22 protein-coding genes and 1 pseudogene are annotated in these 22,960 nt (G+C 49.8%); 6 read left to right on the top strand and 17 right to left on the bottom strand.

Going from position 1 to position 22,960, the window contains the following annotated elements:
* Positions 1–23 precede the first annotated feature (23 nt).
* The 12 genes from AB8996_RS09110 to AB8996_RS09055 all read right to left on the bottom strand — a co-directional run bounded on the left by AB8996_RS09110 (position 24) and on the right by AB8996_RS09055 (position 10,172).
* Entirely contained in the window at positions 24–770 is a 747-nt protein-coding gene (locus AB8996_RS09110; RefSeq protein WP_369298661.1) for a sensor histidine kinase, read from the bottom strand.
* 15 nt (positions 771–785) lie between these two features.
* Entirely contained in the window at positions 786–1,502 is a 717-nt protein-coding gene (locus tag AB8996_RS09105; RefSeq protein WP_369298660.1) for a LytR/AlgR family response regulator transcription factor, read from the bottom strand.
* 144 nt (positions 1,503–1,646) lie between these two features.
* Positions 1,647–2,852 carry a metallophosphoesterase gene (locus tag AB8996_RS09100; protein WP_369298659.1) on the bottom strand — a complete coding sequence of 402 codons (1,206 nt, stop codon included), beginning with the start codon at positions 2,850–2,852 and terminating at the stop codon, positions 1,647–1,649.
* A 22-nt stretch (positions 2,853–2,874) separates the two neighbouring features.
* On the bottom strand, positions 2,875–3,666 hold the full coding sequence (locus AB8996_RS09095) for an RnfABCDGE type electron transport complex subunit B (protein WP_369298658.1): 792 nt from the start codon (positions 3,664–3,666) through the stop codon (positions 2,875–2,877).
* 94 nt (positions 3,667–3,760) lie between these two features.
* Positions 3,761–4,378: an electron transport complex protein RnfA gene (locus AB8996_RS09090; protein ID WP_369298657.1), complete on the bottom strand. Its 618-nt coding sequence runs from the start codon at positions 4,376–4,378 to the stop codon at positions 3,761–3,763.
* Positions 4,378–5,076: an electron transport complex subunit RsxE gene (gene rsxE, locus AB8996_RS09085; protein WP_369298656.1), complete on the bottom strand. Its 699-nt coding sequence runs from the start codon at positions 5,074–5,076 to the stop codon at positions 4,378–4,380. Before rsxE ends, AB8996_RS09090 begins: the two co-directional genes overlap by 1 nt.
* A complete protein-coding gene (locus AB8996_RS09080) occupies positions 5,076–5,648 on the bottom strand; it encodes an RnfABCDGE type electron transport complex subunit G (RefSeq protein WP_369298655.1) in 573 nt (190 codons plus the stop codon). Before AB8996_RS09080 ends, rsxE begins: the two co-directional genes overlap by 1 nt.
* The gene (locus tag AB8996_RS09075) at positions 5,645–6,613 is read right to left on the bottom strand and encodes an RnfABCDGE type electron transport complex subunit D (RefSeq protein WP_369298654.1); all 969 of its coding nucleotides are present in this window, start codon (positions 6,611–6,613) and stop codon (positions 5,645–5,647) included. The genes AB8996_RS09080 and AB8996_RS09075 overlap by 4 nt, the downstream gene beginning before the upstream one ends.
* On the bottom strand, positions 6,613–7,959 hold the full coding sequence (rsxC, locus tag AB8996_RS09070; RefSeq protein ID WP_369298653.1) for an electron transport complex subunit RsxC: 1,347 nt from the start codon (positions 7,957–7,959) through the stop codon (positions 6,613–6,615). Before rsxC ends, AB8996_RS09075 begins: the two co-directional genes overlap by 1 nt.
* Positions 7,960–8,135: 176 nt before the next feature.
* Positions 8,136–8,924: a hypothetical protein gene (locus AB8996_RS09065; protein WP_369298652.1), complete on the bottom strand. Its 789-nt coding sequence runs from the start codon at positions 8,922–8,924 to the stop codon at positions 8,136–8,138.
* Between the two features lie 16 nt (positions 8,925–8,940).
* A complete protein-coding gene (locus AB8996_RS09060) occupies positions 8,941–9,789 on the bottom strand; it encodes an ATP-binding cassette domain-containing protein (RefSeq protein ID WP_369298651.1) in 849 nt (282 codons plus the stop codon).
* Complete coding sequence (locus AB8996_RS09055) at positions 9,786–10,172, bottom strand: GntR family transcriptional regulator (protein ID WP_369298650.1); 387 nt, start codon at positions 10,170–10,172, stop codon at positions 9,786–9,788. Before AB8996_RS09055 ends, AB8996_RS09060 begins: the two co-directional genes overlap by 4 nt.
* A 220-nt stretch (positions 10,173–10,392) precedes the next feature.
* Here AB8996_RS09055 and AB8996_RS09050 point away from each other — a divergent pair.
* From AB8996_RS09050 to AB8996_RS09025, 6 genes and pseudogenes are all read left to right on the top strand, one after another.
* A pseudogene (locus AB8996_RS09050) lies at positions 10,393–10,521 on the top strand (sporulation transcriptional regulator SpoIIID); the annotation flags it as partial.
* A 137-nt stretch (positions 10,522–10,658) separates the two neighbouring features.
* On the top strand, positions 10,659–10,928 hold the full coding sequence (locus AB8996_RS09045; protein WP_369298649.1) for a hypothetical protein: 270 nt from the start codon (positions 10,659–10,661) through the stop codon (positions 10,926–10,928).
* The gene (locus tag AB8996_RS09040; protein ID WP_369298648.1) at positions 10,912–11,190 is read left to right on the top strand and encodes a DUF4160 domain-containing protein; all 279 of its coding nucleotides are present in this window, start codon (positions 10,912–10,914) and stop codon (positions 11,188–11,190) included. Before AB8996_RS09045 ends, AB8996_RS09040 begins: the two co-directional genes overlap by 17 nt.
* Positions 11,191–11,452: 262 nt before the next feature.
* The gene (locus AB8996_RS09035; protein WP_369298647.1) at positions 11,453–11,656 is read left to right on the top strand and encodes a helix-turn-helix domain-containing protein; all 204 of its coding nucleotides are present in this window, start codon (positions 11,453–11,455) and stop codon (positions 11,654–11,656) included.
* Positions 11,656–11,904, top strand: coding sequence for a hypothetical protein (locus AB8996_RS09030; RefSeq protein WP_369298646.1), 249 nt, complete (start codon positions 11,656–11,658; stop codon positions 11,902–11,904). Before AB8996_RS09035 ends, AB8996_RS09030 begins: the two co-directional genes overlap by 1 nt.
* Before the next feature lie 145 nt (positions 11,905–12,049).
* On the top strand, positions 12,050–12,184 hold the full coding sequence (locus AB8996_RS09025; RefSeq protein WP_369298645.1) for a TnpV protein: 135 nt from the start codon (positions 12,050–12,052) through the stop codon (positions 12,182–12,184).
* Here the strand turns inward: AB8996_RS09025 and AB8996_RS09020 are convergent.
* The 5 genes from AB8996_RS09020 to AB8996_RS09000 are packed head-to-tail and all read right to left on the bottom strand — an operon-like array spanning position 12,160 to position 22,832.
* Entirely contained in the window at positions 12,160–12,330 is a 171-nt protein-coding gene (locus AB8996_RS09020) for a hypothetical protein (protein ID WP_369298669.1), read from the bottom strand. The genes AB8996_RS09025 and AB8996_RS09020 overlap by 25 nt on opposite strands.
* A gap of 24 nt (positions 12,331–12,354) precedes the next feature.
* Positions 12,355–13,056 (bottom strand): DNA/RNA nuclease SfsA, encoded by a 702-nt coding sequence (locus AB8996_RS09015; protein ID WP_369298644.1) that lies wholly within the window; start codon positions 13,054–13,056, stop codon positions 12,355–12,357.
* The gene (locus AB8996_RS09010; protein ID WP_369298643.1) at positions 13,049–17,761 is read right to left on the bottom strand and encodes an FtsK/SpoIIIE domain-containing protein; all 4,713 of its coding nucleotides are present in this window, start codon (positions 17,759–17,761) and stop codon (positions 13,049–13,051) included. The genes AB8996_RS09015 and AB8996_RS09010 overlap by 8 nt, the downstream gene beginning before the upstream one ends.
* Positions 17,758–19,224 (bottom strand): hypothetical protein, encoded by a 1,467-nt coding sequence (locus AB8996_RS09005; protein ID WP_369298642.1) that lies wholly within the window; start codon positions 19,222–19,224, stop codon positions 17,758–17,760. The genes AB8996_RS09010 and AB8996_RS09005 overlap by 4 nt, the downstream gene beginning before the upstream one ends.
* Before the next feature lie 11 nt (positions 19,225–19,235).
* Positions 19,236–22,832: a Druantia anti-phage system protein DruA gene (locus AB8996_RS09000; protein ID WP_369298641.1), complete on the bottom strand. Its 3,597-nt coding sequence runs from the start codon at positions 22,830–22,832 to the stop codon at positions 19,236–19,238.
* Positions 22,833–22,960 lie beyond the last annotated feature (128 nt).

Raw genomic sequence — 22,960 nt, 5'->3', positions numbered from 1 at the left:
ATCTAGTATCCAGAATCCAGCATCTAGAGCGGCAGCATCACTTCCGTGGCAAAGACGTTTTCCTCCTGCTGGCGGTTGACATAGCCGCCGGAAAGCTTGGCGGCGCGGTCGATCTGGGAAAGCCCGAAGCCGTGGCGGGCGTGGGCGTCCCTGCCCGGCTTTGCGGAAAGGAATTTCCCGTTTTCCTGTTTGGCCTTGCCGGGGGCGGAGTTCGTCACGGAAATGTAGAGCTGCCCCTTCATGGGGGAGATGTACAGGCGGAGGAACCCGCTTTTGGGGTCCGGGAGCCGCAGGCACGCTTCCATGGCGTTGTCCAGGAGATTGCCGAGGATCGTGCACAGGCGCACGTCCGGGATACTGCTTTCCCTGGGCACGGTCGCCTTGGCGCTGATATTCAGCCCCTTGGAGCCTGCCAGCGAAAGCTTGCTGTTGATAATGGCGTCCGCCATGACGTTCCCGGTGCGGATCACCTCGTCCACCTGTTCAAAGGAGCCGCTGAGGGTCTGCAAATAGCGGTCCAGTTCGCCATACTGCTTCAAGTCCAGATACGCCCGCATGGTCTGGGCGTGATTGCGCAGGTCGTGGCGCATTCCCCGAATTTGCTGATAAAGGTTTTCCACCTCGCCGACCTGCCGGGACAGCAGATCGGACTGGAACCGCTCCACCTGCCGCTGTGTCCTGCGCAGGGTCAAGAAGCGGGTCAGAAGCACGGCGGCAGTCAGCAGCGCCGCCGCGCAGACGGTCAAAACAATGAGGAGCCAAGGCTTCATAGAAAATCCCCCTCCCTAAGCGTCATTCTTGTAAAAGCGCACAAACGCGGCGTTGACCTCCGCAAACAGCCTGCGGCTGATGGGCACTGCCGCGCCGCTGTCCAGAATGAGCTGCTCCTTTTGCAGCCTCTGCACATGGCGCAGCCCCACCACGTAAGAGCGGTGGCACTGCACAAATTCTCCCGGCGCAAGGGCGCCCAGCAGCTCTCGGAACCCGCTTTTTACCTCTGTCGTCGTCCCGTCTGCCGTGGTGAGCAGCACCCGGTGCCCGGCTGCTTCCAGCACGGCGATCTCTTTCTGGCTGAAGCGGGCTTCTTCGCCGTCAACGGTGGTCAAAAGCAGGACGCTTTCCCGCGCGCTGCGCTCCATAGCGCGGTCCAGGCAGGAGAACAGCTTTTCCCGGGCAACGGGCTTTCTCAGGTAATGGAGCGCTTCCACCTCGTAGCCCTCCTCCACATAGTCCGGCACCCCGGTGATGAACAGAATGGGCAGCCTGTCTCCCGCCGCCCGCAGCTGCCGCGCCAGCTCCATGCCGCTGATCCCGGTCATCTGGATATCCAGCAGCAGCGCGTCCCAGCGCTTTTCTTCCTCCCACCCGAACAGAAAGGCTTCCCCGCTGGGGAACAGATGTATTTCCACAGGCTCGCCCCGCAGCGCGCTCCACTCCTTCACATATCCCCGCAGCAGCTCCGATTGCTCCTGCTCGTCGTCACAAATGGCGATCCGTCGCATGAGAAGCCCCCTTTCCGCAATTTTCTTTATGATAGCAAAAACGCCCCGGCTTTGCAACCGAAACGCCGGGAATGTGCTTCAAAAGGCAAACCGCCCGATAGGGAGAAGCCTCCGTACCGGGCGGTTTTGTATTGCTTGCGCGAATTAAAAATCAAAGGAAAAATCCTGATGATTTTGAAACCCGTCCTCGTAAATGCTGGTAAGATATTGTGAGGAACGGTTTTCCGTGCTTTTCAGTTTTTCGTACGGCTCGTCGTTCCACAGTTCCTCCGTAACGTGCCCGGCAAAATATGCCAGGTTCACTTCGGCAAAAAACCTGCCCAGCTCGTCGGCTTCTCCGCCTTCCTCCGCCAGGGAACAGCAATGCTGCCAGTGGTAGTCGTGAGCATACTGGGTATAGGGGGTTTCCACCTGTACGGCATGGTAGGAGGCCGACCTGCCGGAAAAGGTGAGCCGACCGTACTGCAGGGGGTACATGAGGAGGGACGAGGTGGCAATATCCCGCAGCCCGGCTTCGCTTTTCGAGGTGTGCTGAATGTGCATATGCCCGCTGAGATTGCAGAGCACGCCATATTTCTCATAAAGCTCCTGCAACGCGGAGCTGTTGGCGATTACATAGCCGAAGCCGAACAGCTTACTGTGGGCGATCAGGTTCTGGTGGCTCACCGCCAGCACCCGGCAGCCGTCCCGCTTTGCCGCTTTTAACTGCTTTTCCACCCAGAGCAGTGTCTCTTCCGCCGCGATACCGGCGGAGCCCGCTGTGTTCACGTCTACCAGCAGCACCCGCAGCTCCGGGGTCAGCTGGAACACATAGCTCAAAGAAGCGCTGTCCCGGCTGAGGGCGGCGTTATAGCCGAAATCGCTGTAAATTTCCGCAAATTCGCCGCTGTCGATGCTGTCCACCAGGGTGTAGCTGTCCCCCTGAAAGCTGGCGGCGTTTTGGTTTCGCAGATCGTGGTTCCCGGGAAGGACCAGCACGGGGATCTCTGCGTCCCGAAGGGGTTTCAGCTTTTCCGCCAGGGCTTCATGGCTCTGCCGGGCGCCGTTGAAGGTCAGGTCGCCGGAAAGGATCAGCACGTCGGGGGCTTCCTCCAGCACCTGCTCCAGAAAGGCGTCGGTGATCTCCTCGCAGTATTCCATGGTCTTGCCGTCGCCATGCTCCAGCACCTTTTGAAAATACTCCCCATGGTCGGTAAGCCCGGGGGCAATGTAATGTAGATCGGAAGCCACCGCGATATTGGCGTTGACCGGCGGGGCTGGCTTCTCCCGGAACACCGCGAAAAGCGCCGCAAAGACCATAAGGCACAGCGCCGCGCAGATGGCGATTATCACTTTCCTTTTTCTGCTCACGAAATATCCCCCTGTTTTGCCGTTACAGCTCCAGCAGCGTGATCACGTGCCGAGGGCAGGCTTCCACGCATTTGCCGCAGCCGGTGCATTTTGCCGGGTCCACCTGCGCCAGGTTATTCTGAACGGAAATTGCGCCGTATTCGCAGGTCTTTTCGCATTTTTTGCAGCCGATACAGCCGATCTTGCACACCTGCATGGTGTTCCTGCCCGTATCGCAGTTGGAGCAGCGAACCACCGCCTGTTTTTTCAGCGGGACAAAGCTTATCATGCCCTTGGGGCAGGCTTCCACACATTTGGAGCAGCCCCTGCATTTTTGGGGGTCGATTTTCGCCACGCCGTTGCACACGGTGACAGCGCTGTATTCGCAGGCATTGACGCAGTCCCCCATGCCCATGCAGCCGTAGTGGCAGCTGGTGACGCCGCCCGCCAGAAAGGTGGAAGCGGAGCAGCTTCTGATGCCGTCGTAGACCATCTTGTCCGTGGTATTGTCATAGCTGCCCATGCAGCGCACCAACGCGGTTTTATATTCCACCTGCACGTCCCCGGCGCCCAAAAGCTCGGCGCACTGCTTTGCCACCGCTTCGCCGCCGGGAGAGCACAGCCCGGGCTTTGCTTCCCCCTTGGACATGGCGGCGGCATAGCCGGAGCAGCCGGAAAAGCCGCAGGCGCCGCAGTTCGCGCCGGGCAGCAGCTCTTCCAGCGCTTCGGCGGTTTCGTCCTTGGGCACAGCCATCACAATGGACGCCACCGCCAGCACCACGCCGGCAAGCAGGCCGATCATGCCGACGATCAGAATGGGAGTGATAAAATTCATAGGGTACTCTCCTTTTCTAAAACAGACCTAAGAGAAGCTTCCGCAAAAAGCGCATTGTTCTCTATCGTGTTCCTCTTACAGCGTTTGGGAAGCTTTACAGCAGCCTGTCTACCAGACCGTTGAAGCCCAGGAAGGACACCGCCACCAGAGACGCCGCCACCAGTGTGATGGGCAGCCCCTGAAAGCATTCGGGAATGTCGCAGTCCTCCAGCCGCTCCCGGACCCCGGCGAACAGCACCATCGCCACCAGGAAGCCTATCCCGGAGCCGAAAGCGTTGACAAGGGACTGCACATATCCAAAGGAGGGGTCGGCGGCGCCTTTTTCCAGCACCAGCATGGTAACGCCCAGCACGGCGCAGTTGGTGGTGATAAGGGGCAGGTAAATGCCCAGGGAATTGTACAGCGGCGGCATGTACTTCCGCAGCACCGTTTCCAGCAGCTGCACCAGCGCCGCAATGACCAGAATGAACACGATGGTCTGCAAATACCCCAGGTCATTGGGCACCAGCAGATAGGTGTACAGCGGCCAGGTCACCGCCGTGGAAATCACCATCACCACGGTGACGGCGCAGCTCATGCCCACGGCGGTATTCAGCTTTTTGGACACCCCCAAAAAGGGGCATATCCCCAGAAATTTATTGAGCACATAGTTTTCTGTAAGAATGGCGGCTAGGAAAATAGCGACCAGGCTTTTGATGGTTTGACCGTCCATTATTTTACCGCCTCCTTTTCACAGGGTTCATTTTTATCCTTCATCGAGCAAGAAGCGGCTAATGGGCAGCCGCCACAGCCCACGCTTTCCGGGGCTTTGCCGTTCTTGGAAAGCTTCCCTGCCAACGCTACCAGCATACCGAACACGAAAAATCCGCCGGGAGGGAGCAGGAAGATGATGATGGGCTCCATGAAGCCGGAGAGAACGGGCAGCCCGAATACCGTGCCCGCGCCCAGCAGCTCCCGAATGATCCCCATGCACAGCATGGCGGCGGTGAAGCCCACCCCCATGCCCAGCCCGTCCAGAACAGAGGGCAGCATTCTGTTTTTACTGGCGAACATCTCCGCCCTGCCCAGAATGATACAGTTTACCACAATGAGGGGCAGGTACACGCCCAGCGCTGTGTCCAGCGCGGGGGAAAAAGCTTTGATAAAAAGCTGCACCACCGTGACAAAGCCCGCGATAATGGTGATAAAGGCGGGAATGCGCACCTTATTGGGGATCACATTGCGCAGAAGGGAGATCACGGCGTTGGAGCACACCAGCACAAAGGTGGTGGCAAGCCCCATGCCGATGGCGTTCCCGGCGGCGGTGGTCACCGCCAGAGTAGCGCAGCAGCCCAGCACCAGCCGCAGGACGGGGTTCTCCCTGATAATGCCCTTGGAAAATTCCTTCCACAGGCTCTTTTTTTCGCCCATCAGTTATTCCCCCCCTCGGAAGCATAGGTGTTCTGATAGCTTTCGATCGCCTGATTCACAGCGTCAGTTACGGCGCCGCTGGTCATGGAAGCGCCGGTGATGGCTTCCACCTGCCCGGCGGCGGGGGTCTGGTACTTTACCAGCTCCAGCCCATGGGGCGGTGCGTCCTGCAGGAACTGGGCGCGAAAGTCCTCCTTTTCGGCGTTTGCGCCCAGCCCCGGGGTCTCTTCGTGGCTCAAAATGACCACCCCGGTGATCTTTCCCTCCGTGTTGATGCCCGTCATCACGCTGACGTCCCCGCCGTAGCCCTTGGCGGAGGCTTCAAACACGTAGCCGATGGCAGCGCCGCCCTCCGAAGCTGATCCAATATAGTGCGAGCCGTCCGGGGCTTCTTCAAAATAGCTTGCTCCCGGCAGCACCAGCGCCCGGGACTCTCCGGCTTTTTTTTCCGCCTGTTCGGCAATTTTTTCTTTCGTCAGCAGGTTGGTGCCCGCCAGCGCCGCCGCCACGATCACGCAGATCAGGGTCAGCACGGCGGTGGGCAGCAGCACTTCCTTTATGCGGCTTTTCACGGCGTACCACCTGCCTTTCCTTCCTTTTTTGGCTTCCCGACCCCAAAGGGCTTGGGTCTGCATGCCCGCTCAATGAGGGGGGTGAGAATATTCATCAAAACGATGGAGTAGGAAACGCCCTCGGGCAGGGAGCCAAACTCCCGAATGAGCATGGTGAGTATTCCGCAGCCAATGGCAAAAACCAGCCGTCCCTTGAAATACAGCGGGCTGGTGGTGTAATCCGTCGCCATGAAGAACGCGCCCAGCATCAGCCCGCCGGAAAGCAGATCGACCAGCGGGTTCCTGCCAAGCAGGGCGGAAAGCGCCGCCGCGGTGGCAAGATAGGTGACGGGGATCACAGGGCTGATGACCCTGCGAATTATCAGATACAGCCCGCCAAGCAGGATCGCCAGCGCGCAGGTCTCTCCCAGACAGCCTCCGTGAGCGCCTAAAAACAGCTGCAGGTAGGTCGGCGCGCCCTCTCCGCCGTTCTGCCAGAAGGAGACCAGCGGTGTGGCGGTGGTGGTGAGTTCAGCAGGGGAGGAATAGTCAAACGCCGCCGTCCAGTGTGTCATGCGGGCGGGAAAGGAATTCATCAGAATAATGCGGGCGGTAAGGGCAGGGTTCACAAAGTTCTGCCCGATGCCGCCGAACATCTGCTTCACCACCACAATGGCGACCACGCTGCCGAATACGGCGATCAGCGGGGAAATGGAGACAGGCAGGTTCAGCGCCAGCAGAATGCCCGTTACCACGCAGGAAAGGTCCCCCACGGTCTGGGGGCGCTTCATCACCCGCCGGGAAAGGTACTCGCTTAAAATACAGCTTGCCACGCAGGTGAGGATCAGCACCATCGCCCGGAAGCCGAAGATCACCACTGAGGCGATCATGGCAGGGGCAAGCCCGATGATCACGTCCAGCATGATGTTCTGGGTAGTTCTTTTCCCGTGAAAATGAGGGGAGGAGGAAACGATCAGCTTTTCCATTACTTTTTGCCTCCTGACTTTCTGAGATAGCTTTTCCCCAGCCGGATCGCCTGTACCAGCCGTCTCCCGGCGGGGCAGACGAAGGCGCAGCTGCCGCATTCCATACAGGTCATGATATCCAGCTCCTGCAGGGCGGGAAGGTCTTTCTTGAGCGCTGCCTTTTCCAGCTTGGTGGGCGCAAGCTTCATGGGGCAGGCTGCCACGCATTTGCCGCAGCGAATGCAGTCGGTAGGCTCCTGCAAGGCGGCTTCCCGCTCATCGAATGCCAGAATGGCGTTATTCTGCTTCAAAACAGGCAGCTCGTCGGAGGTGATGGCAATGCCCATCATGGGACCGCCCATCAAAAGCTTTTTCGGTTCGGCTTTGTAGCCGCCGCAGAACGCGATAATGTCCCGGATAGGCGTGCCGATGGGCACGATGACATTCTGGGGGCTCCGCACCGCCGAGCCGTCAATGGTCACCCGCTTTTTCGTCAGGGGCATTCCCGTGCGCATATAGCTTGCCAAAAAGGAGATGGAAGCAATGTTCATCACAAGGCAGCCCACGTCCGCCGGCAGCTTGCCGGGAGGGATCTGCCGCCCGGTGCAGGCGCGCACCAGCACCTTTTCCGCGCCCTGGGGGTACCGGCTGCGAAGCGGGAACACCCGCACCTCGTCCAGCGGGTCCATTTCCTGATTGTCCGCGATCTCCTTTAATTTTTCGATCACATCGGGCTTGTTGTCCTCCACGGCGATGAACACCCTGTGGACGCCCAGGATTTCCTTGACCTTGTAAATGCCGTCCAGCACATTTTTTCCGTTTTCCAGCGCTTCCCGGTGATCCGAGGTGACATAGGGTTCACATTCCGCCGCGTTGACGATCAAGGTGTCCAGCGCCTTGTCCTCCGGCACGTTCAGCTTGCCGTGGGCGGGGAACCCTGCGCCGCCCAGCCCTACCAGCCCGGCGGAGCGGGCGGCACGCACCAGCTCTTCCCGGTTATGTATGGCGGCAGGGGGGTAAATGCCGGGATCCGGCTCCATTTTGCCGTCGGAATCAATGACGACCGCGGCGGTCATCTGCCCGCCGGTCAGCATGATCTCCGTGACGTCCGCCACCGTGCCGGAAACGGAGGCGTGGACAGGGGCGGAAAGGTACGCGTCGCTGTCGCCGACCACCTGCCCCAGGTACACATGATCGCCCTTCTGCACCACGGGGGTGCAGGGCGCGCCAATATGCTGCTGCATGGGCAGGATCACCTGCGCCGGGGGCGGCAGCACGGCAGAGGGGGTTTCCCACGTATTCTTGCAGTGGGGGACATGGGCGCCGCCATGGGTATGGTAAGGGCGTTTTGGAAAGTCCAAAGCCATTGATTCAACCAGCCTTTCTGTGAGGTGCGTATATTATTCTATTGTATCGGAAAAAGCCTGTTCTTGCAACCGATATTTTTTGCTTTTTTGCAATCTTTTTCATTTCTCCCTGCAAAATGACAAAAAATCCCTCCAAAGGCAAATTGCCCTTGGAGGGAAACACGCGAGAACAAGGATCAGCGGCGCAGCTTTAACGGCGCCCGCCGCATCAACAGCCAGACAAACACACCCAGAATGGAGAAGAGGATCAGCCCTGTTACGGAAAGGTTCCACGGGGAGCTGAACACCAAACGCCCCAGGGAGACGGCAAAATTCAAGAGCATCCGGGAGATCGCCCAATCCGGGTGGGCATAGAAAAGCTCCGACAAAAGGGGAAGCCCTATCATGAATCCCGCGCCCAAGCTCACGCCGAGAATAATTTTCCCCAGCTTGTTCAGCCGATAGAACAGCGCGCCGGTGAAAGAGCCGATGCCGCAGAAGCCCAGCAGCAGAAAGAAGCTGAATATCACGGACGCCAGGGCGGTCACCACAGGGGGCAGCCCTGCCACATCGCCGGCAAACGTGGTTTCCAGCAGGGAGAGGGACTCGATGTGAGCGAAGGGCAGCAATCCCAGCAAACGCAGCAGCAGGGTCACGGCTTCGTCCAGCACCGCCATGCAGAGGCACATCGCCGCCGCGGCGGGAAGCTGCCCCAGAAACTGGCTGCGGCGGGACACGCCGTTCTGGATACACATGGCGAAGCCCTCCCGGAAGTGGGATATCATGGTGACCGTCACCGCAAGGCAGGAAATGGCGGTGACCCCGTTGGTGGTCAGGGCAGGTCCATCCCCGGCTTTTCCGATGTAAATAAATGGCACGCTGAGCAGGATCGCGAAGAGTTCTACGGCGATAATGACGGGATAATAGCATTGCAGCTCTTTTTTGTAAATGCCGAAATGATAGCGGAACGTAGAAAAAATTTGCATGAAAATTCCCTCCTTTTTAGGAATTGGTCAGCAGAATGAAAAGCTTTTGCAGGTCTATCCCGGAAAATTCCAGCTCCGGCGCGGCGGCTGATTTCTCCGGCTTGCCCTCCACACAGGCGGAGCGCAGCCCGCCGATGACCTCTACGTCCAGCACATTTCTGCCCTTTATGTAAGCTTCCACTGCGGCGGCGCTGCCGGAAACCGTATAATAGCCGGCGGTCAAATCGTCTTTCGAGCAGGAATTCAGCACCTGACCGTCCTTCAGGATCACCACGTCTTCGATGAAGCGGGCGGCTTCCTCGATCAGATGGGTGGAGATCACGGCGGTGAAGGGCTTCTCCGCGTACTTTGCCAGCAGCAGCTTGTAAAACAGTTCCCGGTGGTTGGCGTCCAGCCCCAGCACGGGTTCGTCCAGCAGCACGTAGGGCACGTTCACGGAAAGCGCCAGCACCAGCTTGAAAATGGAAAGGTACCCGGTGGAAAGCCCCTTTACCTTGGACTTCAGGTTCAGCTGGAAGCTGTCCGCCAGGTGTTTGGCAAACTCCTCGTCAAAGGCGGGATAGAAATTTTTTGTCCAGCGGAAGGCTTCCCGCACCCGCATGGCTTCCGGATAGCAGGTCTTCTCGCTCATAAGATAGAGCTTTGCCTGCGCGGCGTCGTTTTCCATGGCGGGAGCGCCGTCCACGGAAATACTGCCGGAATCGGGAAATTCCCGGTTGGAGATCACGTTCAGCAGGGTGGATTTCCCCGCGCCGTTGCGCCCCAGAAGCCCGCACAGCTTCTGGTCGCCAAAGGTGAGGGTGGCGCCCGATAATGCCCGCACCTCGCCGAAGCTTTTGGAAACCTGGTTTACCGCAATGCTCATTTTATTTCCTCCTTTTCGGCTTGATAGCCTTGTTGAATGATGCTGCAAAGCTCCTCTGCGGAAAGCCCCAGTCTCCGGGCTTCCGCCACCAGAGCGGACACATAGGTGGGAATAAAGCTTTCCCTGCGTTTTTCCCGCACGCGCTGCCGCGCGCCCTTTGACACGAACATTCCCACGCCCCGCTTTTTGTAAAGGATATTTTCCTCGACCAACAGGTTGATCCCCTTCAGCGCCGTAGCAGGATTGATGGTGTAGCGCAGGGAAAAATCTGTAATGGAGGGGATCTGGCTTTCCTCCGGGAACGCCCCGGTAAGAATGCCGTCCTCGATCCCCTCGGAGATCTGCTGGAAAATTGGCTTTTCCGAATTGAAATCCAGATTCATGGCCTCAACTCCGTTCTAGTTAGTTAGTCAAGTAACTAAGCAATTAGCAGGATACCAGAACCACCGCCCGTTGTCAAGTGTTTTTGAAAAAATTTTTTAGGGGAGGGGGGAGCTTTGACAGGAAAAAGCCCAAAAAACGAAGCGGAAATCCTCTTATCTGTACTAACCGCTTTGTTTTCCACATAGAAATGAAACACGTTAGGAAGCAAGGGGTGTTCTTATGGCGAACAATGTAATAGACGACAGGGCGACAAGGCTGGGGGAATTTATCGTAGAAAACAACGCCACCGTCCGCCGGGCGGCAAAGCAGTTTGGGGTAAGCAAAAGTACGGTACATACAGCAGTAACGATTCAAAACGATTCTTATGGGTGGTAAGATAAGAAAGGAAAACCCGGGCGGCGCTCTACGAGGAGCGCCGCCCGGCTTGCTATTTTCAACTTTACCGTATATAATAAGAGCAAAGAGAAAAGGGGGGATTCCCTGTGATGTATCCATTTTTAACGCTGGACGACGGCACCGAAATCGTCCACTCTGAAATGCGCCCGGACAAAACGGTCAAGGTCTATCTGGAAAAGCCTGATGAAAAGGACTGCTTCCATCATGCTGTGTGTATCCTCCCCGGCTATGAGTGGCAGGATATCACCGGGTTTTCTGAAAAAGAAATTGCCCGTTATCGGGAGGTCATTCAATCTACAGCTCATTTGATTCTGCAATTCGCCCAGGATGGAGGCTTTGACAGTGCCGCAGGTTTTTAAGATCGGCTCTTACTGGGTCTACTTCTGGGCAAATGAGAACGACCCGCTGGAACCGATTCATGTTCATGTCTCAGAGGGCGCACCTTCTGAAAATGCCACAAAGATTTGGATCACAGCGGCTGGAAAATGCTTCCTGTGTCATAACCATTCTCAAATTCCGGAGCGGACGCTTCGGAATATGATGAGGATCATCGAAGCACGCAGCGCTGAAGTGATTGAAAAATGGCAGAGCTATTTTGGCTCTGTTACTTATTATTGCTGATAATTGCACAGTTAGGAGCTAAATAAATAACCCGGGCAGCGCTTGCGATAGAGTGTTGTCCGGGTTCTGTTTTTACTGTTATGCTTGACTTGGTGAGTTTGCCAAAACTCTTTTTATATATTTTATACCCTATAAGGTATAGCCCAGAGATGGCCGCATAAAAATATACCTTATAGGGTATAATAATGTTAGAATTTGCTTGACAGCATACCCGTTAGGGTGTAAAATATGAGCGAATACAATGTGTGGAGGCAATAGGATCATGAATAAAATAGCTGAGTTTATCAAAGAAAACAGAAGAGCAGTCGGCCTCACCCAAGAAGAGTTTGCAGTGCGTTCCGGTCTTGGGCTTCGCTTTATCCGAGAGCTGGAGCAAGGCAAAGAAACTGTCAGAATGGATAAAGTCAATGTCGCTCTTTCCATGTTTGATATGGAAGCTGTGCCGGGCAGAAAGGGTGAGAAATAATGGATGCTTTTCGAGTAGCCTATGTTTATAAAGGAAATGCGCATTCGCAAGTAAAAACCTCCTTTGGTACAATGACAGCATCAAAGGGGCTTATTTATATGGAGAAATCACTACACGAGCAAATGAGCGGCACCTGCACCATACAGGGAGATTATATTCTGCCGGATCTGCACTTACGCGAAGAAGATTTCCGTCCCATCGGCGTGTGGGGGCGAATGAGTGCCGGTGGCACTCAAGCTATGAGCTGACCGAACCGGCAGGAGAGACCGACAACGGCTGCGGTACTTAAAGCAGCATCATAGGGTGCTATATTATAACCTGCTTACCTCTGGCTAGCTCCATGACCGCCTTGTCGATACGGAGGAATACGCACAGTAACTATTTCTTCGGTTGGTGGAGCAATACACTCACCAAGAGGGGCTGACAGAGCAATTCAGGGCAGATGCGCCAATGGAGTGGGTACAGAGGACGAACAATATCCAGGCGAGAGTACGAGAAGTTGTTCATTCGGAGGTGATCTGCGCATAATGGCTTTCTGCGGTAGTTTCCTTGGCAGGGCCTTTGCTTAAGCTCGTATGCTTTCCTATGCGGCGTTCTTCTTCGGTTAGACCGGGAATAAAAGTGTCGATGTTGAACACTTGCCAACAATGCACAGAGCCTCCGTCGATGCCCATTTGGGTATCGGCTGAGGCTCTTTTCTATATCTGAACTGGTATTTCGTTTGTAATTAGAGGCAAGCCATCATTTGAAAGGCGACAGCAAAACCCTTTAACGATTAAACCACGAGCAACACACTCATTTAACCGTTCAACAATTTCAGTGCCTTGAACCAGGTTGATCTCTTTGATATAAGGGTTAAGTGACACTATGATAAAATACCCTTTGTACCCAGCATCAAGAAGCTCGGATATCGTTTTTAGCTGCGTGAATGTGCGTTCGGAATAAACTGTCGGGAAAAATGCTGTTTCGCCTGTTGCAATAACGCTTTTCACCTCGATTATGGTTTTGGAGCATGGAATATAAAAATCCGCTTTATAACCATTAACATCCCTTTCTTTCCGATAATCCTTCCGTTTTCCTAAGAAGGAAAATTTGCGTTTCAGGAAACTACTGTCGATTGCTTTATTTGCCCAAGAGGTGTTTAGAATTATATAGCTTCGCTTGTGTTTAACGCCTATTACTGAGAATTTTGTTCTGCCCTTCGTCCTCTTGTTTTTAAGCAAAAGGACACTTTTGCCTTTTAGGTCAAGAAAATTATCTAATCGACAGGATGATGCAATGTAGCAGACTTCCTCTGTACCATCAGTTTTGACAGTACAGAGGAATCTATTTTTGCTTTCGCTTATGAATTCTCCAATTTTGAGTTTGGAAGGGTGTGTAGTAGCTATAGAATCATTCATTGAGCCGTTTTATTCCTTCAATGATTTCATCCAGTTCGTCAATAGATATAAAATAACCTTGCGCTCTTTCGGTCTCCGCGCCATTCTTATAAATCATGTCGCCATGCTTCTGCAAATATTGTGCGCCACCTTCCTCTAAGATCATTCGAGAAGAGTTTGCGTCATTTACGCGCAGTGCAAGTCTACCGCTAAGTTGAGATTTAATATTGGACGGAACAAGGGTTGCTGCTGGACGCTGCGTACACAGCACCAAATGAATACCTCTTTTACGCCCAATTTGCGCAATTCGTTTTACCGGTATGAAGAATGCCTCTTTCTCCTTCTTTGTCTCAAGTTGATCTGCCAGATCAGCAAACTCGTCGATAACAACGACCATCGGTGCAAGCTTCGGGGTGCATTTTTGATTATATTGTGAAATGTTAGCAACTCTTGCATCAGTCAATATTTTCTCTCGACGCTCAAATTCTGTGAACACTACACTTTTAATGAGTTCTGTTGCTTCCTCAGCATCAGAGATTACCTTGCCTCCAACCAAATGCGGAATTCCCTCAAAATGGACAAAGTCTTCCAATCCGGAGGATGACAAAACGATTTGCAGATCATCTGCTGTCGGATGCGTTTTTAGCAGAGATGCCAGCATGGTAAATAGGAATACTGTTTTGCCAGAACCGGTACTGCCGCCCACAAGAAGGTGAGGCAACTCAGAGATATCCTTGATAATGTCCTTTCCTTCTGGTGTTCTTCCAAGAGGAAAGTACAGCTTTTCGGGAGAATCGACAACTGGAAGCTTTTTAATAACCTCTGTGAAGGATACCATTTCACGGCTTAATCTTGGCACATCAAGAATGAGTTTATCGGAATTTTGAATCTGTTGAATCAACACGCCAGATCGCTTCATTTCTCTTGAAATATCTTCAAGGTGATTGTTTAACGCAGCCAAACCTTGACCACGAGCAAGCTTAAAATAGATTCTGATAACGTTCGGCCCTACAACAGCCTGATTTGCAGCACAGCATTCCTTGAGTTGTATGTGATAATCTCTACACGATTTTTTGAAGTCAGATACCAACTGTTCAATTTCTTCAAGCGGAATAGAACTTTTAGGAGGAACTCCGCCTGTGTTCTCTGCCACTGTGGTATCTTCTCCAATATCTTGGCTCTCTGCGGATTTTCCAGAAGTCTCATTGGTAGAAGAGGGGGTATCATCATTTGTTCGGAATGCTCCTTGAGTGTTGTCGGAGTTGTCAAGCATATCTGCAGTCTGCTCTTCTTCCTCGGTTGTTTTCGCCTCTGTTTCATCGAAATCAACTGATGTCCAAGCCGGAATAATGCCTTCGCAATTACCCAACACCTGTTCCTGAATCTCCTTCGATGTTAGTTCGACAAAGCGAATAGGACAATCATCGAACTTTGGATTTATGCAGTCTACTGGCTTCTTTGCACCAGTTTCACTTAACTTGACATGGACAAGCACTCCGGAAATATCAATTTTGATGTTTCGCTCTCTGGAGGGTGCAAAAGCTTTTTTAAAGATTTTACTCCATTCTTTTTGCCATTCAGAATCATGAATGTCGCGAAAGCATTCAGAAACAATTTGATATTTAAGGATTTCGCGTCTCGCAGAAACAAACATGTTTAAGGCATCTGTTTCGACAAGTCCAAAGATCTCTTGGAGCATTCTAACGACGGCAGAAACCTGATCGGCTGCATGTCCAGCAAGGTGCTTCTCACTAGTCTTTTCATCAACAGTTATGATTGCATCAGGGGACTCGTCTCTTGTTTTAACCTCTATCGGCTGTACATGAAGTGTCTGCTTTTCTTCGTTATAATACAAACCAATCAGGTCAGCTCTATCATTCGGGTAGTGGCTGTCGTTAAGCCATTGACGCGCATCTGGCGTGTCGAGAGAGGCAACAAGAGAATTCTTGTGCAGTTTGGAGTACCATGTAGCTGCAAAGACTGTTCCGATAAGCCCTTTTTTTCGATTATCGATAGCCTGCGTATCCGCACCATAACGAGGGATGCTGATAAGTCCTTCGGACGAAATATGTCCAAATTGTGACAAAATGTCGATGAGGGTTTCCTTCTTCGGATGAAGGTTGTACTGTCTCAGTAAGGATTGATACTGGCTGATAATGCGCGAATTACGAGAGCTCCAAATGCTAACCATTCTTTTTCCGTATTGCTTTTCTCCGATAGGGATTGTATCAATCGGAAGATAATTACTCGTTGTTCTATCCGCAGCAATCAACCACTGCGTATTGCTATCTCGAATAGTTGACAGAACGGCACTAATATCAGCCTCTGGATTATATGTCGGACGAGGACTTCTATCATTCGAGACAATATCGGCAAAGCGTAGCATTTTGTGATAATCGCCAATCATTCCAGACTCCATGTTTGAAGACGGGAAGATTTCGCCGCGCTGAGTAATCTCGTCAAAGTCATAATCATAAGTGACTACCAGTGGGCTAATATAGAGGTTCTTTGTTGTAGGACCATATTCAATCGAATAAGAGGACTGGTCGAAATAGAAAGCAAGATGCACAGGGCGGTCATCCAGAACGCGTTTAATCTCTGCAGAGGATGCAAGGTTCTGAATGCTAATCGCAATCTTGCCTGATTTGATATATTCGCCAACCTCATAATCAGAAATCATGTAGTCGAGTTTTGTCAACTCACTATTTCCGTTTTGTGATCTTGTTAGGTATGCGTCGTATACAATTCGGCTGCAAATTCCTTTCTCGATGCTCTCTTTGAATGCCTTGAGAATGCTCGGCATATCGGGAGCATCAACAGTACAAATGCGTACCTCTTTGCTGGTATATGGAGCAAACGCTACCCAGCGAGAAAGGACTTCCGGTATAGACTGAGTTCCATCATACCCTAAGTATCTGTTGGTTTTGTTTTCGTATGTTGGAAGCATCTCAATACTTCCAGAGCAAGGAAGCTCGGCACTAATGCTATTTGTGATAGACTTATCAACAACAATAAAATTGAGCATCTGAGGCAGATTGGAAATTGCCTTCGTCAAATCGTTGGCATCCTCTTCGCCCATCATATCCCTATGGTTTTTGAGTTCTTTGAAAACCTCATAATAACGCCACAGGAACAGAGGATGGGTCGGAAGAAGGAGCCCTTTCCACTCTGTCGGTGTTTTCACATACAAGACATCTAACAGAAGAAGAGACCTTGCGATGAATACTGTTCCCTTAGGGCTAATTTCGTGCATGGCGATCTCGTTTCTGCAATATACACGAAGCAGATTAGTCCATGCAGTCATATAATCGTCAAGAGCTATTCCAAGCCTTTCATTTATACCAAAAGACAGGATAGGATGGTACATTACCAAATCGAGCTTGCTTACCAAAAAGTTTCTTGCCTCGGAAAGCTTTTCAAGAATAGGAGTAAAGGCTTCTACATTCTCTAATTTCTTAGCTGCAAATTGTTTGTCAAATCTACGAATAAACTCAAAGAGTGATGATCCATCGAAGCTGGTTTTGGAATCACCCTGCATTGGAACAAAGGGAATAAACGACTCATAATCTGATGACATTGCATCACGAAGAACACCTTCCTCGGTAAACATTACGCCTCCCCAAGCATCCTGATTACAAGCAGTTCCTATAATCCGTCTAAACTGAGAGCTGTGATTGTCAAGAACAATCGGACGATTTTCAAAGACACCCCCGATGGTTGGGAAACTGTCTTTATTTTCTTCGCTGCTTTCGTCGTACCTTTTTTCAAGTTCATCGAAGAAATCCCGCAAGGTTTCCAAATCCTCATCCGTAGGATCAACGATGATATCCGCAATGAGTTTATCGATTTCCTTAGTCTTCAAGGGCTGGATGGAAATAGGTTCCTTGCCACCGTTGTTAGGATCGTTTTGACCACTCGTGTCTTTCTTTTTCTTTGATTTGGGAGCAACAAACAGTTGCTGCACAATATCGTAGGACAACTGCTTCAAGGTGTCCTTTCTGCCATATTTGAAGTATTCCTGCAGATGTCGATATGCAGTTTGCAGTTCGGTGTTGTTTTCTTTGCTGCTTCGAGTCAACGCACTGCTGATTTTTTTTCGTGATTCGTCGCTCAACTGCCCGATGATAATAATCAGTTCCCTATTGCGAGATAGTCTTTCCTCCGGCTTAATATTAGTGTTTAAGATGTCGTAGTCACAAAGCAAACCCAAATGCCACATATTCATAGGAATTGCATTATTCGCATCAGGGCACAGACAAACTGCCTCTATAAACTCATAAAAAATATCGAACGAATAGTACGATGATGTTTCTTTGAGCGCATTCCAAAACTTTTCACAAGGAGTATTCTGCGACTCAGCAATGCGTTCTTCTATGAGCTGTAGCGACAAATCTCTTGTTGTTACTTCGTCAAACTCAGCAAGTGAATGTAGTTTATCACTGTCGCTCTTAACGAAGACGATGATTTTTCCTGCAAGAGCAGGTTTACTACGCCATCGGACAGCATCCTCAATCATGTGAGATACTGCAATCATATCAGTTTCGTGGACTTCGTAAATATTGTAGCCGACTGCTGAAACATAATACTTGGTTTCATTATTTCGAGATAGCGTTTCAACGGCAGCGACAGGATCTATTTCAGTAATTCCACGAACGATCACACCAACCTTGGCGTTGCCAAGCTTTGCGCTCAAGACATTGACAAGTATTTCTTGTTTTGTTTTCATTTAGAAACACCTCCCAGTCTGATTTGTAATATACCATCAGCCATAATATCTGCAAAGTTAATGGCTTCAAGAGTTTTTGAGAAATGGTTAAAGTTACTGCGGAGGGCATCCGTGTCCGCAGAAATTATACTCCCGGTAGCCTGAATCTTTTCCATGTCTGTTTCATCGCCACCGATAACAATACCAAATCTTTTCCAGAGTCTCTCCTTTAACTCTGCGGCAACTAAAGTCTCATCTGGTTCTACGCAGGAACGCATAATCATTTCCAACATATCCTGAGAAACAACAAATCGTTTGTTCACATGGAGATTGGTAGGAGGGTAAAGCAACCCGGCGTGTGTGCCTATTTGCCGGAGATACACAACCGGATGTGAGGATGCTTCAAGTGCAAGCATGTCGTAAATGGTTGTTCCAAACACAAGCAGCGCATCTTCTTCGGGAAGATCTCTTGCATCTGTCTTTGCTAAGTCCCACATTCTTGCTAGTTCGACTTTTCCAGCTTTAGTTTTGCCTTTTTCGTCAAGCATAGGTGCATCCATTACCAGCAGATCGTTTTTGGTTATACTGTCTTTTTTCAAGCCCTGTGCATATCCCCAAGCATAGAATCTCGAAATCGCTCTATGAATCTGAGTATAAGACATTACTGAAGCGCGTGCAACACTGCTGGAAGCTTCACTAGAAAAGTCCAGTAGGAAGGGGCGTTTGCTTCCTCCGCAGTAGAAGGATTCCAAGGACGCCAAATATCGAATAAGAATATAAATGCAGAAGAAATTGAATATGCGAAGCTGCGTTAGTTGGTTAGGATGACTGCGTAAGTGCTTGCACAAGCAGTTTCCAGCAGCAGCAAGTCCTTGTGTGAAATCATCGAATGCTGCATTGGGTGCGCTGAGTATGGCAACCTCATCAAGATGATCAGATGTTATGGCTTTAGTGTCAGTTTCTGCGACAGGCTCGAAAAGTATGCTGATGGGGTCATTCCCGTTGTCCAAAATATCCTTAATGTGATTGCAAAGCTCTGGGCAGTATTTGTTGACCAAACTGCCAACAAATTCTCCTGCATCTTCATATAGTGCCGGACTTGTAATAAAGTATTTGGAGCCTGCACTATATGAAACCATGCCATCATCTGTTCCAGAGAACACGCCATTATCTGCAGCAAGGAGTTTTTGAAGTAGATTTCTAAAAGAGACCAAATCATCATCTCGAATACCGTCATCAAGGGCATCAGATTCATGCAACATTTCCTTGACCTTTTCGAGAGTGTTGTTTTTTGGTGTCTTTCCCTTAGCATCACTTACATAGGAAAGGCGTTTGATGTTCTGCGTATTAACGCTTTCACCATAGATGATACGAGAAGCACCACTATATATATGAACAGGCTTGACGCTTGAGCCATTCGGTCTAAAGCCTACAAAGCTTTCGTCTACTTGCTCTCTCATCCTTTTCAAGTAAATGATATCCATGATCTCCCTCCTTATCTATGATTTTTCCTTATCGCGATACTGGAATAGCGGTTGCTTTCACGGTCAATCGAAACAACAATCTCCCTTTTCCCTTGAACATCAAACAGGGAGAGATTTACATCGTCTTCATTTTCTAAATCGTTTTCGCTTTGGAGTTGTTCGACAAATCGCCAAACCTTCTTCACTGTGTCGGATTCCATAAGCAACACCGGAACGCCGCGCTCACCCTCAAGTAGAAGATTGTACATATCAAAATCGATTTTCAAGAACACCTCAGATATGCCTTTTTTCTCGAGGCGTACATAATTCTGTACCATTTTGATACCATTCTCCATGACAGAATTAAGTTTTGGGCGACCAATGCGGAAATCTGAACGTTTCATTTTGCCGGTGGAAATAAGTATCTTGCGAGGTGCATTGTTATATCGGTGACTTGTCCAAATCTCTAATTCGGAATTGTTTGAGGATGTTCCGAAAAACGCATTTAGCTTTTGAATAAGGTCCTTAATAATAGCCTTATCCTCCATGCATAAGAAACGCTGGAATTTGATAACAGCATCATCACTGATATCTAACAACACATTTCCGCAGGAATTAAAGAAATAAAACTGCCTTTTTCGCAGAGCAAACAGTTCAGTGTTGTTGGGATTCAATGCCTCAGGAGAAACGCTGTAGCCAGAAATCCAAGTTCCCGGTTCCATTGTGTTCATCAAGACTTTCTCATCCCAAACGGGGTGGGAAACCTTCGCCGGATCAAAGGCTCCTCTGATAGCGTCGAACAGACGTCCTTCACCTTGATAGATGAGATTGCACAAATCATATTTGTTTTGGCTTGAGGTGGTGGTGAGGGCAGCGCAATTTCTATTTCCGAACAACAGGTAGGAAACAAACGACTGCAATTCGCGCAAGGTGGCATGATATCCCTGCAACGCAACTTGAGTCAGAATAATATTAAGCCGTTCTTGGAACAAGTCGCTTTGTATGAGTTGTGCATTTTTAACCGCAGGACAGAGATCTCTAAAATGACAAGTATTGCATTGTTCATAATGCTCCGGCTTCGTCATGTTAAGAATAACACTTTTTACAATCGGAGGATCGAGGGCTTCACGCTTGCTTAAATCAAAAACAGATACCTCATCATTTTCAATCTGCTCGTCATGGAAGACCGTAGCTTGGATCATCTGATCCTTTGCTCGGACGATGGGCATGAATGCTGAGAACTCCTTCGCCAATGCGAGCAAAACGGCAGCGTTAATTGCAATTACAAAGGGGCGCGCTGCGTTCTTAGCGGACAGCCATTTTTCATAAATAGATTTATTGGTCATTGTGCTTGCATCAAGTTCAATGATAGGATCAACCTCAAGAGTATCCAACTGCTCTTGAAGGACTCGGATAATATGTGTTTTACCATCACCGGGATTTCCGGTAAGAACGACATCTTTTCCTGTACTCACGGCTTCAATGATAGCTGAATCCAATTCTGTAACAACATGAACTCTCGACAAAAATCCATAGTCGATGAAGTCAGCATATCCGCTGCTACCACGGTAGAAATCGCGTATAAAGTCGAGCTCAGTTTTATCAGATTGTATTTGTAACATCTTTTCAGGCTCCTTTAGTTTTTCGAACTTCCATTCCGATGCTTTTTTTAAGTCAGTGCTTACCAAAAATTGTTCCTTGTCAAAGTGACGAACTCGTTCAAAAACAGGGGTGTAATTCAAGCGGCTTGCTACCCAACGGTTTAACCAGAAATCAATAATTTTTTGGGTTTCTCCGGCATAGTCGTTGGTATCAAAGTAATAGTTCGGTGACTCATCAATTCCGAGTAGATAATTCATTGTGTTGCTTGCCAATTCAGCTCCGTATACTATTCTTGACATAGCATGTTTCGAAAATTCCTTCGTATCGCTTTCATCGGATTCAAGAAGTTCTCTAATAGCCATAGTCATCAATCTCATTTTTGGACTTGCGCCTTCTCCGAATACATGATTGATTCTTGAAAATCCGTCGCTTGTTGCTTCGGTAAGACACATGGTGGTTGCTTTACTAATATGAAGTGTTCCAAAGCCAACGGTTTTTCCAAGCTCTTTCCACCTGACATCGTGGGAAGAATTGAAAATGTTTCCCGGAATTTTTAAACGATTATATTGACTTGAGCCGACATAATACAAGGATGTTGTACCTACATACACGAGGTCAGCTGGTCTGCAAACATCTTCGCCCTTTAGACGGCTGGCAATTTCGCTTCTTTTGTTAGAGTAACGATCTCGATAGTCACTAATTACCTGCGGGGATGTCGCTAGTAAAGCTACAAGCTTGCCACCAAGAATCTCGTTGTACGGAGGAATAGCACCGCAAACATTTAGTTCCATCATGCTTGAGCCTATATGCTTTGTTTTTTGAGCGATAAGTGCCGTTCTAATGCAAGACTTACCATTGTCACTATCACAGAAAGCACTCCAAAGCTCGTCAAACTTTTCATTACTCAGCAAATCTAATAAGGCCTTTTTGGCTCCAAGCAATTTACCAAGTTGATCAGCTCTTTTCCTCCGATACAGTGCCTGTTCAATTTCCGTAGAGATACTACCCAACTCACTTTTTTCTTCTGAGATGGCATCAGCATTGCCTCCTTGATATGCCTTTAGCAAATCCTGGCGTTCTTCTTCTGCTGACAAAGCAATGTACTGCAGTTTACGGATAATATCGTCAGATGGAGTAACAATGTTCTCCAAAGAGCACAGATCAAAATAGTCAATGCCTTGAATGCCATCCTCTAAATATTCAAGAAGCCTTTCAAACGCTTTTTTTGCTATAACGGGACTTCCTTCATCTTTTAGTTTATCGATAAAGGAAGGGGCGTTCCAGCCAATATAATCATCGCGGCAGGTTATCTGTACTGCTGTGTTTTCTAAGGATGCAATTCCCATGACAGCGTGATTCGGGTGCGCTGCATCTCGGATAAGATACTGCATTGTTCTGCCGGGGGTGGTTTCTGCAGGAGTAGACCAAGACAAACGGAAATATCTCCAAATCTCTGAAAGCTTTTGCCCGGTATATTCGTCGCGTTCATTTTCTCGAACTAATTGCAGATATGGCTTGATTGCCTCTCCAATCGCTATCTTGTTCTCGGAAATTGCACGAAGCCGTGCATACAATTCTTTTCCATCTGCTATTAAGTGACTAATTGATTTTTTGGTTGCAGTCTCACGTTCCATTCGATTTATGAAATCAGAATATATCTGCAATCTTTCAAGACGGCTATCCTGCATCCAACTTCTTAAAAGACTCTTCATCTCAGATAAAGAGTTGCCTTCAAGCTCACTTTTATCCAAAGTAGGAAGGCGCATCTCCAACACACCTTCTCGATAGCATGTTTTCCAAGAGGCTCTAATTAAATCACGAAGCAGCATCCAGACTGCTCGATATTTTTTTCTTTGAGCAAGATTTACAGTACATTCTTGTTCAGCCCAGTGAACCTCCTGCGCGGCAATTTCCTCCAGCACAGAAGTCCTTGTATTCTCATCGATTTGCTGAACAACTGTATAAAATCTTGTTCTAAACTCTCCCTCCAATTTGGGTCGGAAGGGGATAGATTTATTCGTCATCATGTTTTAATCATCCTGTTCGTTTCAATATTTGTTTGTCGGTATAACATTGTAGGTATCAGCAAACAAATATTGCTACAATGCCATGATATGGTTCTGTCCCTTTTACAATGTATTCGCTTTTTTTCTGA

Source organism: uncultured Neglectibacter sp., assembly GCA_937958185.1.
In the GTDB taxonomy this organism is placed as follows: Bacteria; Bacillota; Clostridia; order Oscillospirales; family Acutalibacteraceae; genus Acutalibacter.
This window is presented reverse-complemented; position numbering and strand designations above follow the sequence as displayed.

Coding starts and splice junctions, on each gene's coding strand:
- AB8996_RS09110 (WP_369298661.1), bottom strand. CDS start 770: ATGAAGCCTTGGCTCCTCATTGTTTTGACCGTCTGCGCGGCGGCGCTG.
- AB8996_RS09105 (WP_369298660.1), bottom strand. CDS start 1,502: ATGCGACGGATCGCCATTTGTGACGACGAGCAGGAGCAATCGGAGCTG.
- AB8996_RS09095 (WP_369298658.1), bottom strand. CDS start 3,666: ATGAATTTTATCACTCCCATTCTGATCGTCGGCATGATCGGCCTGCTT.
- AB8996_RS09090 (WP_369298657.1), bottom strand. CDS start 4,378: ATGGACGGTCAAACCATCAAAAGCCTGGTCGCTATTTTCCTAGCCGCC.
- rsxE (WP_369298656.1), bottom strand. CDS start 5,076: ATGGGCGAAAAAAAGAGCCTGTGGAAGGAATTTTCCAAGGGCATTATC.
- AB8996_RS09075 (WP_369298654.1), bottom strand. CDS start 6,613: ATGGAAAAGCTGATCGTTTCCTCCTCCCCTCATTTTCACGGGAAAAGA.
- rsxC (WP_369298653.1), bottom strand. CDS start 7,959: ATGGCTTTGGACTTTCCAAAACGCCCTTACCATACCCATGGCGGCGCC.
- AB8996_RS09065 (WP_369298652.1), bottom strand. CDS start 8,924: ATGCAAATTTTTTCTACGTTCCGCTATCATTTCGGCATTTACAAAAAA.
- AB8996_RS09060 (WP_369298651.1), bottom strand. CDS start 9,789: ATGAGCATTGCGGTAAACCAGGTTTCCAAAAGCTTCGGCGAGGTGCGG.
- AB8996_RS09055 (WP_369298650.1), bottom strand. CDS start 10,172: ATGAATCTGGATTTCAATTCGGAAAAGCCAATTTTCCAGCAGATCTCC.
- AB8996_RS09045 (WP_369298649.1), top strand. CDS start 10,659: ATGTATCCATTTTTAACGCTGGACGACGGCACCGAAATCGTCCACTCT.
- AB8996_RS09035 (WP_369298647.1), top strand. CDS start 11,453: ATGAATAAAATAGCTGAGTTTATCAAAGAAAACAGAAGAGCAGTCGGC.
- AB8996_RS09030 (WP_369298646.1), top strand. CDS start 11,656: ATGGATGCTTTTCGAGTAGCCTATGTTTATAAAGGAAATGCGCATTCG.
- AB8996_RS09020 (WP_369298669.1), bottom strand. CDS start 12,330: ATGGGCATCGACGGAGGCTCTGTGCATTGTTGGCAAGTGTTCAACATC.
- AB8996_RS09015 (WP_369298644.1), bottom strand. CDS start 13,056: ATGAATGATTCTATAGCTACTACACACCCTTCCAAACTCAAAATTGGA.
- AB8996_RS09010 (WP_369298643.1), bottom strand. CDS start 17,761: ATGAAAACAAAACAAGAAATACTTGTCAATGTCTTGAGCGCAAAGCTT.
- AB8996_RS09005 (WP_369298642.1), bottom strand. CDS start 19,224: ATGGATATCATTTACTTGAAAAGGATGAGAGAGCAAGTAGACGAAAGC.
- AB8996_RS09000 (WP_369298641.1), bottom strand. CDS start 22,832: ATGATGACGAATAAATCTATCCCCTTCCGACCCAAATTGGAGGGAGAG.